Origin of the sequence: Rossellomorea vietnamensis, assembly GCF_001305855.1 — a bacterium.
Taxonomy (GTDB): Bacteria; Bacillota; Bacilli; order Bacillales; family Bacillaceae_B; genus Rossellomorea; species Rossellomorea vietnamensis_A.
This window is the reverse complement of record NZ_LIXZ01000081.1, coordinates 1-587: the sequence shown is the minus strand read 5'-3', so window position 1 is coordinate 587 and position 587 is coordinate 1. Positions and strand designations below refer to the sequence as shown.

Here is a 587-nt window from a genome sequence, read left to right as displayed (position 1 = left end):
GCATGGCCTCGATATAGGCCAGGGTGGGCGAGTCGGGCAGCGCCTGCTGGGCGCGCACGAAGGCGGCGCGGGCGCTGTCCAGGTCGTCGTTGTCGAGGTGCATCAGGCACAGCCGCTCCAGTGCCACGCCACGCAGGAACAGCGGACCGTGCTCGAGCACGGCATCGAGCAGGCTCTCGCGCTTGCGATGGAAGCCGCGCTCCTGGTAGAGGTCGATCAGGATCTCGAAGGCGGGCTCGGCCTGTTCCGGCAGCCGCGACCAGTCGCCACGCTCGAACAGCGACTCGAGGATCTGCTGGGCGCGGCCACGCTGGCCGGTCTCGGCGGCGATCAGGCCCGCCTCGAGCAGCGCCTGGGCCGGGGCCCGGCCACTCGCCAGCGCCGCCTTGAGGGCGTCGCCCTTCCAGTCCCGCAGCGAGAGCATCCACATCAGGTGATCCGGCACCGAGCCGGGCAGTGTCACGGCGCCACAGCAGTGCTTGGTCTTGCGGCCGGAGTCGCACCAGCAGGGTTCGTTACGCCCCGGGCGCGCCAGTGGCTCGCAGCGGAAATCCAGGCGCGCCAGCGGCGCCTGGGACCACAGTTCC

At 71.4% G+C, this 587-nt stretch carries 1 protein-coding gene; it reads right to left on the bottom strand.

Translation table 11 applies throughout. From position 1 onward, the window contains the following. On the bottom strand, positions 1–587 hold a 587-nt coding region (locus AM506_RS23600), incomplete at both ends, for an SEC-C metal-binding domain-containing protein (protein ID WP_160316915.1).